We start from the raw sequence: 18,842 nt of genomic DNA, 5'->3' as shown, positions 1-18,842 counted from the left end.
GGGGCGCCGCGGCGTAGGGTGCTGGGCATGCTCCTGTGGATCAACGGCCCGTTCGGCGGCGGCAAGACGCAGGTCTCGCACGAGGTGGCGCGACGGCTGCCCGGCAGCGTCGTCTGCGACCCGGAGGAGGTCGGCTTCGGCCTCCACCGGATGACCCCGAGGCCGCTGCGCGGCGACTTCCGGGACCTGCCGGCCTGGCGCCAGGGCGTGTTCGAGGTCCTGGACCGCACCCTCGCCGCCCACCGGGGCACGGTGATCGTCCCGATGACGGTCACCGAGCCCGGCCACCTCGCCGAGACCGTCGGCCGGCTGCGTGAACGCGGCCACGACGTCCGGCACTTCGCGCTGCTCGCGGAGCGCGAGGAGGTGCTGCGCCGGCTGCGCGAGCGCGGCTTCGGCCGGGCGGTGCAGCTGGTCGCGGGCAAGGAGGCGCCGCTGCGCCGGGAGAGCTTCGCGGTCTCCCGGCTGGACCACTGCCTGGAGCGGCTGAGCGGCGCGGAGTTCGGCGAGCACGTACACACCCACCACCTGAGCGTCTCCCAGGTCGCCGACCACCTCGCCGCCCGCACCGGCCTGACCCTCGCCCCCGACACCGACGGCCCGCTGCGCGCCCGGCTGCGCCGCGCCGCCGTCGGCGCCCGCCACATCCGCTTCGTCTGAGAGGACGGCGGCACACCGTGCGACGATTCGTCCTCACCGGCGCCCCGGGCTCCGGAAAGACCACACTCCTGGAGGAGTTGGCGCGGCGCGGCTTCGAGGTCGTGCGGGAGGCCGCGACCGAGGTGATCGGCCGACGGCAGGCCACCGGGGAGGCGGCGCCGTGGGAGCGGGGCGGCTTCGTGGACGAGGTGGCGGCTCTCCAGCGGGCCCTCGCCCCGGCCGTGGCGGGGCCGTCGGCGGGCGCGCTCCGGTTCCACGACCGCTCCCCGGTGTGCACCGAGGCGCTCAGGATCTTCCTCGGCCTCCCCGCCTCCCCGGCGCTCACCGCGGAACTGGACCGCGTCGAGGCCGAGGCCACCTACCGGCGCGAGGTGTTCTTCGTCCGCGGACTCGGCTTCGTCGAGCGGACGGCCGCACGCCGGATCTCCCTCGCGGACGCGCTCGCCTTCGAGCGGCTGCACGAGGAGGTGTACCGGGCCCGCGGCTACCGGCTGATCGAGGTTCCGGCGGCCACGGTGCCCGAGCGGGCGGACCGGGTCGAGGAGGCGGTCCGGCGGATCGCGGCGGAGGGCTGATCAGGCCTCCGGGACGGTGCGGGCGACCAGGGTGTCGACGAGGGCGGGGAGGGTGTCGGGGCCGAGGACGTCGGGGAGGGTGAGGTGCTCGACGAGCAGGCCGGTCATCGCCAGGTAGAGGGTGACGACGGTCTCGCGGTCGCCGGGGAAGCCCTCGCCCAGGTGGTAGGCGATGTTGGCCTCCAGCTGCTCGCGGATGGTGGTGGTGAGCTGGGTGCGCAGGTCGGGTCGGCGGGTGGCCTCCAGGCGCAGTTCGAGCATCGCGAGGTAGCCGGAGCGCTCGGCGTCGATGCGGCGCAGCAGGTCGTGCATCAGGGCGGTGACCAGGGCCCGGTCGCGGGGCGCGCGCAGCAGTTCGGCGATGACGGCCGGATCGGGGGTGAGCCGGTGGTGGATGTGCCGGGCGGTCTGGTGGAGCAGGTCGTCCCGGCTGGCGAAGTAGTTGGACGCGGTGCCGGCCGGGACGCCGGCCCGGACGTCCACGGCGCGGAAGGTGAGTCCGCGCGCGCCCTGGTCGGCGAGGACGTCGATGGCCGCGTCGGTGAGCGCGACGCGGCGGGCGGGGTTCTGGGCCATCGCTGAAGCTCCCTCAGGAAAACTCTTGCAACCACTACAGTCAAAGTACTATAACTGTCGTAGTTCGCCGGGCGGGACAGCCCGGCGGACCTCGACGACCAACACGTTCCAAGGATGTGGATGCGAAAGCTCACGTACTACGTCGGCGCCACCATCGACGGTTTCATCGCCGCCCCGGACGGCGACTACCAGTTCCTCATGTCGTACGTCGGCGGGGACTACCTCTCCCACATGTGCGCGGAGTACCCGGAGACCCTGCCGACCCCCGGGCGAGCCGCGATGGGAATCGCCGAGGCGCCCAACAAGCGCTTCGACACCGTGGTCATGGGCCGCGGCACCTACGACCCGGGGCTGGCGATCGGCCTCACCAGCCCCTACGCCCACCTGCGGCAGATCGTCTTCTCGCGCAGCCTCACCGAGAGCCCGGACCCCGCGGTGGAGGTCACCCCGGCCGACCCGCTGGAGGTGGTCCGGGAGCTCAAGCGGCAGGACGGCCTCGGCATCTGGCTCTGCGGCGGCGGCGAGCTGGCCGGTGCGCTGCTGCCGGAGATCGACGAGCTGGTGATCAAGCAGTACCCGGTGGCGATCGGCGCCGGCGTGCCGCTGTTCCGCGCGGGCTTCGCCCCGCACACCTTCGCGCTCGCCGACTCCCACGCCTTCCCCAACGGGGTCACCGTGCGGACCTACGAGCGGGCGAGCGCCCCGGCGACCGGCTGACGCTCACCACCAGGCAGACGCCCGCGACCACGACCGCCCCGCCCAGCAGGGTGGGGCCGGTCAGCGGCTCGGCCAGCACCACCCAGCCCAGCAGCACGGCCACCACCGGGTTCACGTAGGCGTAGGTGGCGACCAGGGTCAGCGGGGCGGAGCGCAGCAGCCAGGCGTACGCGGTGAAGGCGATCACCGAGCCGAACACCACCAGGCCGCCCAGGGCCAGCCAGGAGCGGACGGAGATGTCGCCGGGACGCAGGCCGTGCTGCTCCCCGCGGGCCAGTCCGATCAGCAGATTGCCGAGCCCGCCGGCGAGCATCTGGTAGGCACTGGAGGCGAACACGTTTCCGGGCATCCGGATCCGCTTGGAGGCGTAGGAGCCGAACGCCCAGCTGACGGTGGCGACGAGGACCGCGATCACCCCGACCGGCGCGATGTCCCCGCCGATCGCCGGGGCGGACAGCACCCCCAGGCCGACCAGTCCGAGCAGCACCCCGGCCAGCTCGGCCGGCCTCGGGCGGTCGCCGCCGGCCGCCGTCAGCAGCACCATCCACAGCGGCACGGCGGCGACCAGCAGGGCGGCCAGGCCCGACGGGATCGAGTTCTCCCCGAGCACCACCAGCCCGTTGCCGCCGGTCAGCAGCAGGCCGCCGACCAGGGCGGCGGAGCCCAGCTGCCGCAGGTCCACCCGCAGGGCGGAGCGCCCGTGGCGGACGGCCACGAACGCCACGAGCAGCAGTCCGGCGGTCAGGAAGCGGGCGGCGGCGGAGAAGAAGGTCGGCATGGTCTCCAGCGCGATGCGGATCGCCAGGTACGTCGAGCCCCACACCACGTAGACCACGGCGAGCGCCACCCACACCGCCATCCCGAGCCGCCCCGCGGCCGGCACGGCGTCGGCCGGCGCGGCGTCGGCCGGCGCGGGCTCCGTCGGCGCGGGCTCCGCGGACGCGGCCGGTATGCGCTCGGCTGGAGCTGTCATGGGTGTCCCCCTCGGACAGTACTGGCAGGTGCACCCGCCATGACAGCGCATCGGACACCCCGCGCGCCACTGGGTATCACCAGACGGGCACCATCGACCGTCGACCAGGCCCCGATCCAGGAGGACCCCACGTGCCCGCGCTGCCCTTCTTCGTCTACGGCACCCTGCTCACCGGGGAGCGCAACCACGCGCGCTTCCTCGCCGGCCGGTGCGCCGGGGTGCGGGCGGCGGCCCTGGAGGGCGCGGCGCTGCACGACGGTCCCGGCTTCCCGTACGCCGTGCCGGACCCCGCGCCGGGGCGGCGGATCACCGGCGAGCTGGTCACCGTCCGCCCGGCCGCCTACCCGGCGGCGCTCGCCGCACTGGACCGGCTGGAGGACTGCCGGCCGGACGGCCTCGGCACCTACGTGCGCGAGCGGCTCGCCGTCCGCACCGAGGACGGCGCGGCGGCGGACGCCTGGGTGTACCTGGCCGGGCCGGCCGTCGCGGCCCGGCTGCGCGCGCACCCGGCGCTCATCGCCTCGGGCGACTGGCGCCGGCGCGGCTGAGGCGCGGGCCCTGCTGGACCCGCGCCCCTGGTACCCGCTGCCGCCCCCGGCGCCGCCACTGCCGCCGGCCGGTCAGCCCTTGCCGACGCCCTTGGCGACCCGGTCGCCCAGCGTCTTGTCGACATTGCGCCAGTACTGCACCGCCCGCTCCAGCACCGGGTCGCTCACCCCGCCCTTGAGGTGCCCGACGATGTTGGAGACCAGCCGGTCGCGCGCCGCGTCGTCCAGCACCTGCCGGACCATGGTGCCCGCCTGTCCCCAGTCGTCGTCCTCGGCGTGCAGCGAGTACGCCTCGCGCACCATGTCGCCCGAGCTGTGCCAGCCGGCCGCCGGGTCGTCGTACGCCTTCGGGTCCGCGGCCGGGCCGCCGTAGGAGTTCGGCGCGTAGGGCGCGCCCGTCCGCGCCGGGTCGAAGCGCATCGGCCCGTCCTTGGCGTAGGAGTGCACCGGCACGTGCGGCCGGTTCGGCGGCAGCTGGGCGTAGTTGGGCCCGATCCGGTACCGGTGGGTGTCCGGGTAGGAGAAGATCCGGCCGAGCAGCATCTTGTCCGGCGAGACGCTGATGCCCGGCACCAGGTTGGCCGGCTCGAAGGCCGCCTGCTCGATGTGGACGAAGTAGTCCTCCGGATTGCGGTTCAGCGTCATCGTCCCGACCCGGATCAGCGGGTAGTCGCCGTGCGGCCAGACCTTGGTCAGGTCGAAGGGGTTGAACCGGTAGCCGGGCGCGTCGTCGAACGGCATGACCTGCACGTGCAGCGTCCAGGACGGCGGGTTGCCGCCGTCGATGGCCTGCCAGAGGTCCTCGCGGTGCAGGTCCGGGTCCGAGCCGGCCAGCCGGTCGGCGTCCTCCTGGGTGAGGAAGTCGACGCCCTGGTCGGTCTTGAAGTGGTACTTCACCCAGAACCGCTCGCCGCTCGCGTTGATCCACAGATAGGTGTGCGAGCTGTACCCGTTCATGTGACGGTAGGACTTCGGGATGCCGCGGTCGCCCATCAGCCAGGTGACCTGGTGGGCGGACTCCGGGGAGAGCGTCCAGAAGTCCCACTGCATGTCGTGGTCGCGCAGACCGTTGTCGGGGCGGCGCTTCTGCGAGCGGATGAAGTCCTGGAACTTGATCGTGTCGCGGACGAAGAAGACCGGCGTGTTGTTGCCGACCAGGTCGTAGTTGCCGTCCTCGGTGTAGAACTTCAGCGCGAAGCCGCGCGGGTCGCGCCAGGTGTCCGGGCTGCCCTGCTCACCGGCCACGGTCGAGAAGCGGGCCAGCATCTCGGTGCGCTTGCCCGGCTGGAACAGGGTCGCCCTGGTATACCGGCTGACGTCCTCCGTCGTCTCGAAAACGCCGTACGCCCCGGCCCCCTTGGCGTGCACCACCCGCTCCGGCACCCGCTCCCGGTTGAACTGCGCCATCTTCTCGATCAGGTAGTGGTCGTGGAGCAGGATCGGGCCGTCCCTGCCCACCGTGAGCGAGTTGTCGTCGCTCGGCACCGGGATACCGGAGTTGTTGGTGGTGTACGGGACCGCTGACTCGGACATGCTGTCCTCCGTTGCGTGCTCAGGTCCCCCCGGAGGTGTCCCCCGCACGACGCTAACCCCGCGCGACCGGGCACGCACCCTGGCTGATCGCCGGGCGGATACCGCCAGGTAGGCTGCCCGGGCCCCCCGCGTCCACGACCTGCCCCGAGGAGCCCACCGGTGCCCCAGCAGCCACCGCCGATCACCGTCGTCGGGATCGGGGCCGACGGCTGGCCCGGCCTCGCGGGCACCGCCCGCGCCGCGCTGCGCGCCGCCGGAGCCGTCCTCGGCGGCCCCCGCCAGCTCGACCTGCTGCCCGCCGGCGAGGTCACCGCCGAACGGGTGCCCTGGCCCTCCCCGCTGCGCCCGGCCGTCGCCGGACTGCTCGACCGCTACGCCAGCCGCCCGCTCGCCGTGCTGGCCAGCGGCGACCCAATGTTCTACGGCATCGGCCGCACCCTCGCCGAGACCGCGGGCCCCGAACGGCTGCGCGTCCTGCCGCACCCCTCCTCCGTCGCGTACGCCTGCGCCCGGCTCGGCTGGCCGCTGGAGGCCACCGAGGTGGTCAGCCTGGTCGGCCGCCCGCTGGACACCCTGCGGCTCGCCCTCAACCCCGGGCGCCGGCTGCTCGTGCTCAGCGCCGGCGCCGCCACCCCCGCCACCGTCGCCGCGCTGCTCACCGCGGGCGGCCACGGCGCCGCCCGGCTGCGGGTCCTGGAGCAGCTCGGCGGCCCCGGCGAGCGGCAGCTGGACGGGCCCGCCGACGGCTGGCCGCACCCGCCCGGCGACCCGCTCAACGTCATCGCCGTCGAGCTGCCCGCCGACGGCCCGCGCACCCCGGTCGTCCCCGGCCTGCCCGACGGCGCCTACGAGAGCGACGGCCAGCTGACCAAGCGGCACGTGCGCGCCGCCACGCTGGCCACCCTGGCGCCGGTCCCCGGCGAACTGCTCTGGGACGTCGGCGGCGGCTCCGGCTCGATCGCGATCGAGTGGCTGCGCGCCCACCGCGACAACCGGGCCGTCACCGTCGAACGCGACCCGGTGCGCGCCGAACGGATCGCCCGCAACGCCGCCGCGCTCGGCGTGCCCCGGCTGCGGGTGGTCACCGGCGCCGCGCCGCAGTCCCTCGCCGGGCTGCCCGCGCCGGACGCGGTGTTCGTCGGCGGCGGGCTCACCGCGCCCGGCCTGCTGGACGCCTGCTGGGCCGCGCTGCCGGCCGGCGGCCGGCTGGTCGCCAACACGGTGACCCTGGAGTCGGAGGCGCTGCTCACCACGTGGTACCGGCGGCACGGCGGCGAGCTGCTGCGGCTCGCGGTGGCGCACGCCGTCCCGGTCGGCGGCTTCACCGGCTGGCGCCAGGCGATGCCGGTCACCCAGTGGTCCGCCGTCAAGCCCGCCGCCGGGCCCGCCGTCTCCCCCGCGCCCCTCACCCCTCAGGAGAACGCCTCGTGACCGTCCACTTCATCGGGGCCGGCCCCGGCGCCGCCGACCTCATCACCCTGCGCGGCCAGCGGATCCTCGCCCGCGCCGAGGTCTGCCTGTACGCCGGCAGCCTGGTGCCGCGCGAGCTGCTGGCCGAGTGCCCGCCCGGCGCCCGGCTGGTCGACACCGCCAACCTCACCCTCGACGAGATCACCGCCGAGCTGGTCCGCGCGCACGCCGCCGGGCAGGAGGTCGCCCGGCTGCACTCCGGAGACCCGTCCGTGTTCAGCGCCGTCGCCGAGCAGATGCGCCGGCTCGACGCGGCCGGGGTGCCGTACGAGGTGGTGCCCGGGGTGCCGGCCTTCGCCGCCGCGGCGGCCGCGCTCAAGCGCGAGCTGACCGTGCCGACCGTCGGCCAGACCGTCATCCTCACCCGGATCGCCAAGCGCGCCACCCCGATGCCGCCGGGCGAGGACCTCGCCACCCTCGGCCGCAGCGGCGCCCTGCTCGTCCTGCACCTGGCCGCCGGGTACGTGGACGACGTGGTCGAGCAGTTGCTGCCGCACTACGGGGCCGACTGCCCGGCGGCCGTGGTCGCGATGGCCAGCCGGCCGGACGAGCTGGTGCTGCGCGGCACCGTCGGGGACATCGCCGGTCAGCTGAAGGCGGCGGGCGTGGTCCGCACCGCGGTGATCATCGTCGGGCGGACGCTGGGCGCCGAGCAGTTCCGCGACAGCCACCTCTACTCCGCGGACCGCGAGCGCCCGCACGGGCCCTGCGGCGCGTGATGGCGCACGTCCTGCTGCTCGGCGGCACCACCGAGGCCCGCGCCCTCGCCGCAGCCCTGGCCGCCGACCGCCCCGCGCTGCGGGTCACCAGCTCGCTCGCCGGGCGGGTCGCCGAGCCCCGGCTGCCCGCCGGCGAGGTGCGGATCGGCGGCTTCGGCGGCCCCGGGGGCCTCGCCGCCTGGCTGCGCGCCGAACGGGTGGACGCGGTGGTGGACGCCACCCACCCGTTCGCCGCCGTGATGTCCCGCAACGCGGCCGAGGCCGCCGCGGCGACCGGCGTGCCGCTGCTCGCCCTGCGCCGCCCCGGCTGGGCGCCGGTGCCCGGCGACCGCTGGCACCGCGTGCCCTCCCTCGACTCGGCGGCGCGGCTGCTGCCGTCCCTCGGCCGGCGGGTGCTGCTCACCAGCGGCCGGCAGGGCATCGGCGCCTTCGCCCACCTGGACGGCCTGCACTTCGTCGCCCGCTCGGTCGACCCGCCGCAGCCGCCGCTGCCGGCCTCGCTCGACGTCCTGCTCGACCGCGGCCCGTTCACCCTGGACGGCGAGCGCGCGCTGCTGCGCGAGCACCGGATCGACGTCGTGGTCACCAAGGACAGCGGCGGCGCGGCCACCGCCCCCAAGCTCACCGCGGCGCGCGAACTCGGCCTGCCCGTGGTGGTCGTGGACCGCCCGCGGCCGTCGGCCGGAGTCCCCGTCGCGGAGAGCGTCGGGGCCGCCCTGGACTGGCTCGCCCCCTTCTAATTCCCGTGCCGGTGGGACCCGTTCCTGTCACCATGGCCGGATGACCGACGCCTACGACCTCGCCGATGCCGCCCGCACCGAGACCCCCCGCTTCGGCGACGAACGCGCCACCCTGACCGCCTTCCTGGACTTCCAGCGCGACACCTTCGCGATGAAGTGCGCCGGGCTGACCACCGACCAGCTCCGCGCCCGCCCCCTGCTCCCCTCCCCGCTCTCCCTGCTCGGCCTGACCCGGCACATCGCCGAGGTCGAGCGCGGCTGGTTCCGCAACGTCCTCAACAACGAGGCCCACCCCGGCTTCTGGAAGCACCCCGACGGCGGCTTCGCCGAGTTCGACGTCGACGACGCCGACCCGGACGAGGCCTTCACCGTCTGGCGCCGCGAGTGCGCCCACGCCCGGGAACTCGTCGCCGCCGCCCCGTCGTTGGACGTCCCCGGACACTACCGCGGCCCCGCCGGCGACCAGAGCTGGTCGCTGCGCTGGATCCTCACCCACATGATCGAGGAGTACGCCCGCCACAACGGCCACGCCGACCTCCTCCGCGAACACCTCGACGGCCGCACCGGCGAGTAGCCGCCGAGCCACGACGGAAGGCACCGAGACGATGAGAACCCGGCAGAAGGAACGCGGCACCCCCGGCCCGCAGGAGCCGTGGAACGAGATCGTGCCGGGCCTCTGGATGGGCGGGCACTACTTCACACCGCCCGGCGGCGACCTCGAACCCGCCGTCGTGGGAGGGGAGTTCGACCTGGTGGTGAGCCTGTTCACGCTGCCCGGCCACGGACCGGCGCCGGGTGTGGAGCACGTCGTCCGCGAGGTGCCCGACGACTACCTCGGCGCCGCCCAGCTGCGCGCCGTCCAGGAGGCGGCCACACTCACCGCGGCGGCCGTCCGGGGCGGCCGCCGCACGCTCGTCCGCTGCCACTCGGGATACAACCGCTCGGGCCTGGTGACCGCTCAGGCGCTCGTCGAGCTGGGCCACGGGGCCGACCGCGCCATCGAGCTGATCCGGGAGCGCCGCTCCCCCCGGGCGCTCAACAACCTGGCGTTCCTCGACTACCTGACCACCGGGCTGGAGACGGCGTACCTGCTGGCCGGGCTGGACGCCGGCACCGACGGCTGAGGCCGTGACCGCACGGGGGCGGCCACGGCCTCAGGCTCGGCTTCGGCCCCGGACGGCCGGATCCGGGCTCAGATGTCGCGGAAGGTCTCGATCTGGGCGCCGATGGAGTTGAGGCGCTCGGCGAGGTCCTCGTAGCCGCGGTTGATGACGTAGACGTTGCGCAGCACCGAGGTGCCCTTGGCGGCGAGCATCGCGAGGAGGATGACGACGGCGGGGCGCAGGGCGGGCGGGCAGACCATCTCGGCGGCGCGCCAGCGGGTGGGGCCCTGGACGAGGACGCGGTGCGGGTCGAGGAGCTTGATGTCCGCGCCGAGCCGGGTGAGTTCGGTGAGGTAGATGGCGCGGTTGTCGTAGACCCAGTCGTGGATCATCGTGGTGCCGTGGGCGGCCGCGGCGATGGCGGCGAAGAACGGCACGTTGTCGATGTTGATGCCGGGGAAGGGCATCGGGTGGATGGTGTCGATCGGCGCGCTGAGCTTGGAGGGGCGCACGGTGAGGTCGACCAGCCGGGTGCGGCCGTTGTGGGCGCGGTACTCGGGGGTGCGGTCGTAGTCGAGGCCCATGCCCTCCAGCACGGCGAGCTCGATCTCCAGGAACTCGATCGGCACCCGGCGCACGGTCAGCTCGGAGGAGGTGACGACGGCGGCGGCGAGCAGGCTCATCGCCTCGACCGGGTCCTCGGCCGGGGTGTAGTCGACGTCGCAGGTGATCTCGGGGACGCCGTGCACGGTGAGGGTGGTGGTGCCGATGCCCTCGATCCTGACGCCCAGCTTCTCCAGGAAGAAGCAGAGGTCCTGGACCATGTAGTTGGGCGAGGCGTTGCGGATGACGCTGACGCCGTCGTGGCGGGCGGCGGCGAGCAGGGCGTTCTCGGTGACGGTGTCCCCGCGCTCGGTCAGCACGATCGGGCGGTCCATCGGGACGCCGGGCTGGACGGAGGCGTGGTAGGCGCCGCCGGTGGTGGCGACCTCCAGGCCGAACCGGCGCAGCGCGGTGAGGTGCGGCTGGACGGTGCGGGTGCCGAGGTCGCAGCCGCCGGCGTAGGGGATGGCGAAGCTGTCGGCGCGGTGCATCAGCGGGCCGAGGAACATCAGGACGCTGCGGGTGCGGCGGGCGGCCTCGACGTCCATGCCGGCGAGGTCGAGCTCGGCGGGCGGGGTGAGTTCGAGGTCGCGGCCGTCGTTGGTCCAGCGGCTCTTGACGCCGATGCTGGTGAGCACTTCGAGGATGCGGTAGACCTCCTCGATGCGGGCGACGCTGCGCAGGGTGGTGCGGCCGGTGGTCAGCAGCGAGGCGCAGAGGATGGCGACGCACGCGTTCTTGCTGCTGCGGACGTCGATCGCGCCGGCGAGGGTGGTGCCACCGGCGACCCGAAGGTGCATCGGGCCGGCGTAGCCGAGGGAGACGATCTCGCTGTCGAGCGCTTCGCCGATGCGGGCGATCATCTCAAGGCTGACGTTCTGCTTGCCCTGTTCGATGCGGTTGACCGCGCTCTGGCTGGTGCCGAGGGCCTCGCCGAGCTGGGCCTGGGACCAGCCGCGGTGCTGACGCGCGGTACGGATGAGGGTGCCGATACGGGTGAGGTAGTCGCCTGTCACTCGCCAGACCATATCTCATGACTGAGATAGCGACAGAACCGACCCCCGGCGTGGCGTAACTTTTGTCCGTTTCTCACCCCGTATGAGCGTCAGATCTTCACATCATGGCGAAGGTCCTGGGACACGCCTGAGACGGAACGCGGCCCGTTTCAGGGCCCGAGCGGCTCCGCCCGGCCGACGATCGTCCCGGCCCGGTCGATGCAGATGACGTCCACCGCGACCGGCGAACCGACCAGCACCCCGAGCGCGGTGGCCCGCGCCGCCTCGGCCACCAGGTCGCCCAGCGGCACCCCGGCCGCCCGGCAGAGCTGGATCGCCTCCAGCGCGGTGTTGGCCGCCGCGACCGCCGCCGTCAGCTCCTCGTCCGCGCCGCCCTCGCGGGCGAGCCGGGCCAGGTAACCCTTGTCCACCTGGGAGCGCGCCGAGTGCAGGTCGAGGTGGCCGGCGGCGAGCTTGGAGAGCTTGGCGAAGCCGCCGGCGATGGTCAGACGCGGCACCGGGTGGCGCTTGAGGTACTTGAGCACCGCCCCCGCGAAGTCGCCCATGTCGAGCAGCGCGTCCTCGGGCAGGCCGTGCACGGCGACGGCCACCTTCTCCGAGGTCGAGCCGGTGCAGCCGGCCACATGGGTGCGGCCGGCGGCCCGCGCCACGTCCACCCCGCGCCGGATCGAGTCGATCCACGCGGAGCAGGAGTAGGGGACGACCACGCCGGTGGTGCCGAGGATGGAGAGCCCGCCGAGGATGCCGAGCCGGGGGTTCCAGGTCGAGCGGGCGATCTCCTCGCCGTGGTCGACGGAGATCTCCACCACCACGTCCCCGCTGCCGCCGCACTCGGCGGCCACCTCGGCGACCGCGTCCCGGATCAGCTGCCGGGGCACCGGGTTGACGGCCGGCTCGCCGACCGCCAGCGGCAGCCCGGCCTTGGTGACCGTGCCCACCCCGGGCCCGGCCCGGAACACCACGCCCGCGCCCGGCTCCCCCGCCCACACCGTGGAGCGCACCAGCGCGCCGTGCGTCACGTCGGGGTCGTCCCCGGCGTCCTTCACCACCCCGGCCATCGCCCGCGGCCCGCCGGGTCCCTCGCCGAACCCCTCCACCGCGAGCGCGAACGCCGGCCGCTGCCCCTTCGGCAGCACGATCTCCACCGGGTCCGGGAACTCCCCCGTCAGCAGCGCCCGGTACGCCGCCTTGGTCGCCGCCGTGGCGCACGCCCCGGTCGTCCAGCCGTGCCGCAGCCCACTGCTCCGCAGCTGCCCGGCCCGCCCACCGACCTCACCCATGCCGCACCATTCTCCCAGTCCCTACCACGTCGGATCTCTTCAGACCTCATGTTCGCCTGCGGGGCCGGGTCGCCACCACGCGGGTCGGCTCCAGAGCCCGGCGGCGCGCCCCGGCCGGTCCGGGGAGCGGCACGCCCCGGCAGCCCGCCGTCTCCCGCCGTCTCCCGCCGTCTGCTCGATTCACCCGTGTCGGGATGCGTCGATAACCTGTTGATCACCACAACGACACATCACGCGCCACCGCGACCGGGGAGAGACGCACGTGCACGCCCAGGAGATCACGTTCCTCAAGCTCGTCCAAGGGCAGATCCAGTTCCAGGTCCCGCTCTACCAGCGGACCTACAGCTGGACCCGCGCCGAGCTCCAACAGCTCTGGGACGACGTGGCGGATCTCGCGGAGCAGCAGCTCGCCGGTGTCACCCCGCCCTCCCACTTCCTCGGTTCGGTCGTTCTCGCGCCCAACGGCAACCAGGCCGGCGGACTCCAGCGGTGGCTGGTCGTCGACGGCCAGCAGCGGCTCACCACGATCATGCTGGCCCTGGCGGCGCTCCGTGACCACGTACGGCTGGAGGGCGGTGACGCGGCGGAGCGGACCGCCGACCGCATCCACCGGCAGTTCCTGGTGAACGAGTTCCACGACGGCGACGCCTACTACCGGCTCCTGCCCACGCAAGCCGACCGGGCGGCCTTCGTCGCCTGCCTGTCCGGAACCCCGCAGGCGGGCGGGGCCGACAACATCGGCTCCGCCTACCGCTTCTTCCTGGAGATGCTCGAAACCGGCCAGAAGCAGCACGGGGCGCCGTGGGCCGGGGTGGTGGAAACCGCGCTGCGCGATCTGCTGTCGATCGTCGAGATCGCCGCCGAACGGGGCGACAACGTCTACCGGATCTTCGAGTCCATCAACAACACCGGCGTCCGGCTCACCCAGAGCGACCTCCTGCGCAACTACGTGTTCATGCTGCTGCCGCACCGCGGGGAGCGCGTGTACGAGCAGCTCTGGCTGCCGATGCAACAGGCGCTCGGCCCGAAGAACCTCGAACTGCTCGTCTGGCTCGACCTCGTCCTGCGTGGCGACGACAAGGCCAAGCAGACCGAGATCTACCGCTCCCAGCAGCAGCGCCTGGACCTGCTCGCCGGCGACGAGGCGGCGGTCGAGGACGCCGTCGCCGAGCTGTCCCGCACGGCCGGACTGTTCGGCCGGATCCTCGACCCGGGGCTCGAACCCCATCCCGGTCTGCGGGAGCAGCTGCGCCGGCTCGGCAACTGGGGCGGACGCACCCACTATCCCGTGGCGCTGCACCTGTTGAAGCTGGTGAGCGCGGGCACCGCCACCGAGGACGAAGCGGCCGAGGCCTTGGGCTTCGTCGAGAGCTACATGGTGCGACGCCTGTTCTGCGAGTCCAGGAGCAACAACTACAACCGGGTCTTCAACTCGCTTCCTCGCGACATGGACCGGAGCCTCCCCGTCGCCCAGGCGGTGCGGTCCTACCTCTCCGGACGCCGCCGGGGCTGGCCCACGGATTCGGAGCTCACGGCCGCCATCCGCACCAAGCCGTTCTACTGGGCCGGCCAGTCCCACCAGCGCATGTTCGTCCTCAAGCGGCTGGAGGAGAGCTACCGGGCGGCCGAGCCGGTGGACTTCGACCGGTCCCGGCTGACCATCGAGCACATCCTCCCCCAGCGCCCGGCCGAATCCTGGTTCGACCTGTTGGCGGATGACGCCGAACACGACGAGACGCCCGAGGAACTCCACGAGATCCTGCTCCACACCCTCGGCAACCTCACGCTCTCGGCCGAGAACGGCCGGCTGTCGAACCACCCGTTCCAGCGCAAGCAGCAGATCCTGCAGGGCAGCGCCCTTCGCATGAACCAGGAGATCGCCGCGACCTCCCGCTGGGGGCGGCCCGAGATCCAGAACCGCGCCCATCGCCTGGCCGCCCGCGCGATCTCGCTGTGGCCGGGTCCGGAGAACTCCCGGTCCAGGGACGACGACGAGTGGCCGGGCTGGAGCGAACTGCGCTCCGCCCTGATCGCGATGCCGTCCGGCACCTGGACGACCTACGGGGATCTCGCCCAGCTGATCGGCGGCCACCCCAAGAACGTCGGGCAGTACCTGGGTGCCACCAGCGGCGTCAAGGGCGCCCACCGCGTGCTCACCGCCAACGGCCAGGTGTCACCGACGCTGCGCTGGCCGGCCGGCGGGCCCCGCGACAACCCGGTGGAGCTGCTGATGGCCGAGGGCGTCCCCTTCGACTCCGCCGGCCGCGCCAAGCGCTCGTTCCGGCTGACCGCCGAGGATCTCGCCACCCTGTTGAACAAGGCGCCCGAGACGGCCGACGCCGTCGCCCGGGACGCCGGCACGGACCGTTCCGCGCGCTTCGCCACCCAGCTCCGGACCAACCAGCCCGAGACGGCCGAGGAGGTCCTGAATCTGCTCCAGGCCTGGTCACAGCTGGGCCCGGACTGCCGCCTCGAATACGGGAAGGCCGTCGAGACCAGCTGCTTCCTGATGGTCGACAAGGGGGCGCAGAGCCGGCTCAACGGCATCTGGCCGTTCGCCCTCTACCCCGTCCTGGGCACGGTCGAGGTCGTCTTCCAGCATCTGCGACCGCGGCCTCCGTTCGACGACGTCGCACTGCGCCGGGAGTTCATGCTGCGGCTCAACAAGATCGACGGGATCGAACTGGCCGAGGCCAAGCTCGACCTCCGGCCGTCGTTCCCGCTGGAGGTCCTCGCCCTTCGCTCCGGCCCCGTCCTGGCCGCCCTGGAGTGGTTCGTCGACGTCGTGCGGCAGCATCTCGCCGAAGGATGACGGTCGCCGCGCGGGACCGCGCACCCGTGCCGCGGGCCCGGACTCCTGGGAGGCCGGGCCCGCGGCCCCGGCCTCAGGCCTCCGGGTAGCGGCGGGGGGTCCAGGTGACGTCCGGGTGCGGGGGGCGGGGGACGTGCCGGGTCTGGGAGGAGCCGATGAGGAGGATGGTGCGCATGTCGACCTCGGCCGGGTCGAGGTCGGCGAGGCGGACGGTGCGCACGCGCTCGGTGGGGCCGCCGACGTCGCGGGCCATCACCACCGGGGTCTCCGGGGCCCGGTACTCCAGGAGGAGGTCACGGGCGCGGCCGACCTGGGTGGTGCGGGACTGCGAGCCGGGGTTGTAGAGGGCGAGCACCAGGTCGGCCGCGGCCGCGGCGCGCAGCCGGGCGGCGACGACGTCCCAGGGCTTGAGGCGGTCGGAGAGCGAGACCACCGCGTAGTCGTGGCCGAGCGGGGCACCGGCCCGGGAGGCGGCCGCGTGGGCGGCGGTCATGCCGGGGACGATCCGCACCGGAACCTCCCGGTAGGCCTCCTCGCAGGCGACCTCCAGCACGGCGGTGGCCATCGCGAAGACGCCCGGATCGCCGGAGGAGACCACCACGACCCGGTGGCCGCGGCGGGCCAGGTCGAGGGCGAACTCGGCGCGCTCGGACTCCACCTTGTTGTCGGAGCCGTGCCGGGTCTGGCCGGGACGCACCGGCACCCGGTCCAGGTAGGTGGTGTAGCCGACCAGGTCGGTGGCGGCGGCCAGGGCGCCGCGCGCCTCCGGGGTCAGCCAGAGCGGGCCGGCCGGGCCGGTGCCGACGACGGTGACGCTGCCCGGGCCGCTCAGGTCGGGCGCCGGGGGCTCCAGCGGGGCGACCTTGCTGGGCAGCACGGCCACCGAGAAGTAGGGCACGTCCTCGGCGTCGACCGAGGCCAGCGGCGCCGTGCGCTCGCCCGCCATGAAGGCGCGCTCGACGTACTGGGCGTCGGCCAGCCGGCCGGCCCGCTCCAGGGCGCGGCGCACGGTCGGGAAGGTGCGGCCGAGCTTCATCACCACGGCGGAGTCGGCGGCGGCCAGCCGCGCGGTCAGCTCCTCCTCCGGCAGCGTGCCGGGGATGACGGTGAGCGTCTCCTCGGCCTCGGTGAGCGGCTGGCCGAGCCGGGCGGCGGCGGCGCTGACCGAGGTCACGCCGGGCACCACCTCGGTCGGGTAGCGGTGCGCCAGGCGCTTGTGCATGTGCTGGTAGGAGCCGTAGAAGAACGGGTCCCCCTCGGCGAGCACCACGACGTCGCGGCCGGCGTCCAGGTGGGCGGCCAGCCGGGCGGCGGCCTCCTCGTAGAAGTCGTCCAGCGCGCCCCGGTAGCCACCGGGGTGGTCGGTGGTCTCGACGGTGATCGGGTAGACGAGCTTCTCCTCGATCTGACCACCCGGCAGATAACGCTCGGCGATGGACCGCGCGATGGACCGGCCGTGCCGGGCGCTGTGGTACGCCACCACGTCGGCCTTGCCGATGAGTTCGGCGGCGCGTACGGTCACCAGCGAGGGGTCCCCGGGGCCGAGGCCGACCCCGTAGAGCCGGCCGGTCTTCTGCTGGTCCGTCACTCTTCCTCGCTCGCAATCGCGTTGATGGCCGCGGCGGCGATCGCGCTGCCGCCGCGCCGGCCCCGGACCACCAGGTGCTCCAGGCCGGCCGGGTGCGCGGCCAGCGCCTCCTTGGACTCGGCCGCGCCGATGAAGCCGACCGGCACGCCGATCACCGCGGCCGGGCGCGGGGCGCCGGCCTCGATCAGCTCCAGCAGCCGGAACAGCGAGGTCGGCGCGTTGCCGACGGCGACCACGGCGCCCTCCAGGCGGGGCAGCCACAGCTCCATCGCGGCGGCGCTGCGGGTGTTGCCCATCGCCCGGGCCAGCCCGGGCACGGCCGGGTCGGTGAGGGTGCAGATCACCTCGTTGTCGGCGGGCAGCCGCTTGCGGGTGACGCCGCTGGCGACCATGTTGACGTCGCACAGGATCGGCGCACCGGCGCGCAGGGCGGCGCGCGCCGAGGCGACCACGCCGGGCGAGTACACCAGGTCCTCGACCAGGTCGACCATGCCGCAGGCGTGGATCATCCGCACCGCGACCTGGGAGACGTCCGCGGGCAGCGCGGCGAGGTCGGCCTCGGCCCGGATGGTGGCAAAGGACTGGCGGTAGATGGACGCGCCGTCCTTCTCGTACTCGATCACGTGGTGGTCCTCCGGGCCGCGGCGACCGCCGCGGCCATCTCCTCGTTCGTCACTTCCACGGCGGTCTCCCGCCCCTGCGGCGCGCCTTCCACCGCCACCCGGTACCCCTGTCCGGTCGCCAGCACGTCCACCCGGCGTCCGGCGGGGTGGCCGCAGCGGCGCTCGCAGCCCGACCAGTGCACCGGGAGTCCGCCGGCGCCCTGCGGCGCGCCGTCCAGCGCCCGGGCGGCGTCGGCCCGGACGTCGGCCAGCGACTTCGCGCAGGCCGGCAGCCCGGTGCAGGCGCTCGCGCCGTCCCAGGCCGTCCCGGCCGCGGTCCGCAGCCCGGCCGCCGCGAGCGCGGCGAGCCGTTCGGCGGGCGCGCCGGGCAGCACCGCGCCGCGCCACGGGGTGAGCCGCAGCTCGCCCTCGGCGGCGTCCACCAGGGCCCGCCACTGCCCGGCGGTGGCCAGGCCGAACCGCAGGCCGACGTGCAGCCCGCCCCCGGGCAGGGCGCCCAGCGGCGGGCGGGTGCCGGGCAGTACGGGCATCGGCAGCGGACCGGGGTCCAGCAGGCCGGGCACCTCGCGCAGGTGCCAGGCCTTCACCCCGGCGGCGCGCTGGGCGTCCAGGAACTCGCGGGCGGCCTCCAGGGCCGCGCAGACGGCCCGGTCGGCGCGGACCGGGCGCACGGTGGCGGCCCGGCCCAGGCGCAGCAGGGCGGTGCCGTCCGGGCCTGCGATCAATGTCACATCGGCGTCCAGCGCGGCGACGTCGCCGCTGCCGTCGTCCAGGGCGAACAGGAACTTGCCGGACAGGCCGGTCGCCCAGGGGGCGGCGCACAGCGCGAGGTCGAGTCCGCGCGCCCAGGCGCGCACGTCGGCGAGGCCGCCGGCGGGGCCGGGCGAGGCGACGATGTTGCGCACCCGCTCATGGGTGTCGGAGGGCAGCAGGCCGGCGGCGCGCAGCCGCCCGCCGAGCTCGCCGCCGCAGTCCGAAGCGAGGCCCCGCAGCTGGACGTTGCCGCGCGAGGTGATCTCCAGCCGGCCGTCGCCGAGTTCCCGCGCCGCGTCGGCCAGCGCCAGCGCCTGACGAACCGTCAGGACTCCGCCGGGCAGCCGCACCCGGGCCAGGGCGCCGTCGTCGGCGGTGTGCAGACGAAGGGCCCCTGGGCAGGCGTCCGGACGCGCCCGGTCGGGTACGGCGGCGCCCGGCGCGGCGGCGTCGGGTTCGGGAGGCATGGCGGCGAGCATACAGATGATCCGATGGGTTGCCGCCGTACCGTCGCTCACACCCCCGGCCCGGCCCGGCGCCCCCGAACCTGCAC

General features: G+C 74.3%; 18 protein-coding genes. 10 read left to right on the top strand and 8 right to left on the bottom strand.

Annotated features, from left to right (window positions below; all coding sequences use genetic code 11):
* The first annotated feature begins 27 nt into the window (after nt 1–27).
* The gene (locus ABT238_RS09030) at nt 28–660 is read left to right on the top strand and encodes an AAA family ATPase (RefSeq protein ID WP_350563928.1); all 633 of its coding nucleotides are present in this window, start codon (nt 28–30) and stop codon (nt 658–660) included.
* A 17-nt stretch (nt 661–677) separates the two neighbouring features.
* The gene (locus tag ABT238_RS09025) at nt 678–1,235 is read left to right on the top strand and encodes an AAA family ATPase (protein WP_350563930.1); all 558 of its coding nucleotides are present in this window, start codon (nt 678–680) and stop codon (nt 1,233–1,235) included.
* Here the strand turns inward: ABT238_RS09025 and ABT238_RS09020 are convergent, their stop codons facing one another.
* Complete coding sequence (locus ABT238_RS09020; RefSeq protein ID WP_350756276.1) at nt 1,236–1,811, bottom strand: TetR/AcrR family transcriptional regulator; 576 nt, start codon at nt 1,809–1,811, stop codon at nt 1,236–1,238. It abuts the gene before it with no gap.
* A gap of 120 nt (nt 1,812–1,931) precedes the next feature.
* Between ABT238_RS09020 and ABT238_RS09015 the strand changes: the two genes are divergently transcribed.
* On the top strand, nt 1,932–2,528 hold the full coding sequence (locus tag ABT238_RS09015) for a dihydrofolate reductase family protein (protein ID WP_350563933.1): 597 nt from the start codon (nt 1,932–1,934) through the stop codon (nt 2,526–2,528).
* Here ABT238_RS09015 and ABT238_RS09010 read toward each other — a convergent pair.
* Nucleotides 2,482–3,501, bottom strand: coding sequence for an EamA family transporter (locus tag ABT238_RS09010; protein WP_350756274.1), 1,020 nt, complete (start codon nt 3,499–3,501; stop codon nt 2,482–2,484). The genes ABT238_RS09015 and ABT238_RS09010 overlap by 47 nt on opposite strands.
* A gap of 131 nt (nt 3,502–3,632) precedes the next feature.
* On the opposite strand from ABT238_RS09010, the gene ABT238_RS09005 reads away from it, so the two are divergent.
* Entirely contained in the window at nt 3,633–4,049 is a 417-nt protein-coding gene (locus ABT238_RS09005) for a gamma-glutamylcyclotransferase family protein (protein ID WP_350563936.1), read from the top strand.
* Between the two features lie 72 nt (nt 4,050–4,121).
* Here the strand turns inward: ABT238_RS09005 and ABT238_RS09000 are convergent, their stop codons facing one another.
* Nucleotides 4,122–5,582, bottom strand: coding sequence for a catalase (locus ABT238_RS09000; RefSeq protein WP_350563937.1), 1,461 nt, complete (start codon nt 5,580–5,582; stop codon nt 4,122–4,124).
* A 159-nt stretch (nt 5,583–5,741) separates the two neighbouring features.
* Between ABT238_RS09000 and cbiE the strand changes: the two genes are divergently transcribed.
* From cbiE to ABT238_RS08975, 5 genes are read left to right on the top strand one after another with little or no spacing between them, the layout of a single operon-like run.
* Complete coding sequence (gene cbiE / locus ABT238_RS08995) at nt 5,742–7,013, top strand: precorrin-6y C5,15-methyltransferase (decarboxylating) subunit CbiE (protein ID WP_350756272.1); 1,272 nt, start codon at nt 5,742–5,744, stop codon at nt 7,011–7,013.
* Entirely contained in the window at nt 7,010–7,771 is a 762-nt protein-coding gene (gene cobM, locus ABT238_RS08990; protein ID WP_350563939.1) for a precorrin-4 C(11)-methyltransferase, read from the top strand. The genes cbiE and cobM overlap by 4 nt, the downstream gene beginning before the upstream one ends.
* Entirely contained in the window at nt 7,771–8,511 is a 741-nt protein-coding gene (locus tag ABT238_RS08985) for a cobalt-precorrin-6A reductase (protein WP_350756328.1), read from the top strand. Before cobM ends, ABT238_RS08985 begins: the two co-directional genes overlap by 1 nt.
* A gap of 40 nt (nt 8,512–8,551) precedes the next feature.
* Nucleotides 8,552–9,085, top strand: coding sequence for a DinB family protein (locus tag ABT238_RS08980; protein WP_350756270.1), 534 nt, complete (start codon nt 8,552–8,554; stop codon nt 9,083–9,085).
* A gap of 31 nt (nt 9,086–9,116) precedes the next feature.
* Entirely contained in the window at nt 9,117–9,635 is a 519-nt protein-coding gene (locus ABT238_RS08975; protein ID WP_350756268.1) for a protein-tyrosine phosphatase family protein, read from the top strand.
* A gap of 68 nt (nt 9,636–9,703) precedes the next feature.
* Here ABT238_RS08975 and ABT238_RS08970 read toward each other — a convergent pair whose 3' ends face one another.
* Together ABT238_RS08970 and ABT238_RS08965 are read right to left on the bottom strand one after the other, a co-directional pair.
* Nucleotides 9,704–11,233 carry a UDP-N-acetylglucosamine 1-carboxyvinyltransferase gene (locus ABT238_RS08970; protein WP_350756266.1) on the bottom strand — a complete coding sequence of 510 codons (1,530 nt, stop codon included), beginning with the start codon at nt 11,231–11,233 and terminating at the stop codon, nt 9,704–9,706.
* A gap of 149 nt (nt 11,234–11,382) precedes the next feature.
* Complete coding sequence (locus ABT238_RS08965) at nt 11,383–12,513, bottom strand: cobalt-precorrin-5B (C(1))-methyltransferase (RefSeq protein ID WP_350563945.1); 1,131 nt, start codon at nt 12,511–12,513, stop codon at nt 11,383–11,385.
* Nucleotides 12,514–12,775: 262 nt separating this feature from the next.
* On the opposite strand from ABT238_RS08965, the gene ABT238_RS08960 reads away from it, so the two are divergent.
* Nucleotides 12,776–15,325 carry a GmrSD restriction endonuclease domain-containing protein gene (locus ABT238_RS08960; RefSeq protein WP_350563946.1) on the top strand — a complete coding sequence of 850 codons (2,550 nt, stop codon included), beginning with the start codon at nt 12,776–12,778 and terminating at the stop codon, nt 15,323–15,325.
* Nucleotides 15,326–15,398: 73 nt separating this feature from the next.
* Here the strand turns inward: ABT238_RS08960 and ABT238_RS08955 are convergent, their stop codons facing one another.
* The 3 genes from ABT238_RS08955 to ABT238_RS08945 are packed head-to-tail and all read right to left on the bottom strand — an operon-like array spanning nt 15,399 to nt 18,756.
* Entirely contained in the window at nt 15,399–16,913 is a 1,515-nt protein-coding gene (locus ABT238_RS08955; protein ID WP_350563947.1) for a precorrin-2 C(20)-methyltransferase, read from the bottom strand.
* On the bottom strand, nt 16,910–17,536 hold the full coding sequence (locus ABT238_RS08950; RefSeq protein ID WP_350563949.1) for a precorrin-8X methylmutase: 627 nt from the start codon (nt 17,534–17,536) through the stop codon (nt 16,910–16,912). Before ABT238_RS08950 ends, ABT238_RS08955 begins: the two co-directional genes overlap by 4 nt.
* A complete protein-coding gene (locus tag ABT238_RS08945; protein WP_350563950.1) occupies nt 17,533–18,756 on the bottom strand; it encodes a ferredoxin-like domain-containing protein in 1,224 nt (407 codons plus the stop codon). The genes ABT238_RS08950 and ABT238_RS08945 overlap by 4 nt, the downstream gene beginning before the upstream one ends.
* Nucleotides 18,757–18,842 lie beyond the last annotated feature (86 nt).

The sequence above is a fragment of the Kitasatospora sp. NPDC001527 genome, from assembly GCF_040298605.1.
Lineage (GTDB): Bacteria > Actinomycetota > Actinomycetes > Streptomycetales > Streptomycetaceae > Kitasatospora.
Note: the sequence above shows the minus strand (reverse complement) of the source record. Positions and strands in the feature narration are given on the sequence as shown.

Excerpts from the sequence above, each read along its gene's own strand:
- ABT238_RS09030 (WP_350563928.1), top strand. The coding sequence starts at position 28 with ATGCTCCTGTGGATCAACGGCCCGTTCGGCGGCGGCAAGACGCAGGTC.
- ABT238_RS09020 (WP_350756276.1), bottom strand. The coding sequence starts at position 1,811 with ATGGCCCAGAACCCCGCCCGCCGCGTCGCGCTCACCGACGCGGCCATC.
- ABT238_RS09015 (WP_350563933.1), top strand. The coding sequence starts at position 1,932 with ATGCGAAAGCTCACGTACTACGTCGGCGCCACCATCGACGGTTTCATC.
- ABT238_RS09010 (WP_350756274.1), bottom strand. The coding sequence starts at position 3,501 with ATGACAGCTCCAGCCGAGCGCATACCGGCCGCGTCCGCGGAGCCCGCG.
- ABT238_RS09000 (WP_350563937.1), bottom strand. The coding sequence starts at position 5,582 with ATGTCCGAGTCAGCGGTCCCGTACACCACCAACAACTCCGGTATCCCG.
- ABT238_RS08985 (WP_350756328.1), top strand. The coding sequence starts at position 7,771 with ATGGCGCACGTCCTGCTGCTCGGCGGCACCACCGAGGCCCGCGCCCTC.
- ABT238_RS08980 (WP_350756270.1), top strand. The coding sequence starts at position 8,552 with ATGACCGACGCCTACGACCTCGCCGATGCCGCCCGCACCGAGACCCCC.
- ABT238_RS08975 (WP_350756268.1), top strand. The coding sequence starts at position 9,117 with ATGAGAACCCGGCAGAAGGAACGCGGCACCCCCGGCCCGCAGGAGCCG.
- ABT238_RS08965 (WP_350563945.1), bottom strand. The coding sequence starts at position 12,513 with ATGGGTGAGGTCGGTGGGCGGGCCGGGCAGCTGCGGAGCAGTGGGCTG.
- ABT238_RS08945 (WP_350563950.1), bottom strand. The coding sequence starts at position 18,756 with ATGCCTCCCGAACCCGACGCCGCCGCGCCGGGCGCCGCCGTACCCGAC.